This is a genomic window from Neisseria sp. P0021.S007 (assembly GCF_051956855.1).
This window is the reverse complement of record NZ_JBQCXA010001722.1, coordinates 1-442: the sequence shown is the minus strand read 5'-3', so window position 1 is coordinate 442 and position 442 is coordinate 1. Positions and strand designations below refer to the sequence as shown.

The 442-nt window shown below is 57.2% G+C and carries 1 pseudogene; it reads left to right on the top strand.

The features are described 5' to 3' along the window. A pseudogene (locus ACTHUR_RS21130) lies at window positions 1-430 on the top strand (cell division protein); the annotation flags it as partial. Window positions 431-442: the final 12 nt, after the last annotated feature.

Below are 442 nucleotides of genomic sequence, written 5' to 3'. Positions count from 1 at the left end.
CCACCGCATCAAAGGCCTGTTGGGCAAATGGCCTCATGCCGCCAGCCGCAGTATCGAAAAACGCAACGGCGCATCCGGTGGCGAGACTTCCTCCAAAACCTTCCGCGTGGTCTTGCCTGCCGACGGCGACACCTCCGCCCAGCTTGATGCCTTGGGCAGCCGCGGCTTTAGCGGCAGCATTCACAACGGCGAAATCAGCATTGACGTAACACGCAGCCGCTCTTCCGCCCAAGTTTTGATTTCACGCTTGTCCAGCGCAGGTTTCGGCGGCGCACGCATTGTTGAGCAGGAAGACAGAAGCGCACCCGATACCGGTTTGAGCGTGGCGCGCATGACCGTGGTCTTTATGGCGGTTGACGAGCGCGATGCCCAAGACATTAGAAACATTGTCGGCCGTTATGGAAAATTGAACATGAAAACCTGCCGATAATCAGGTCTATTC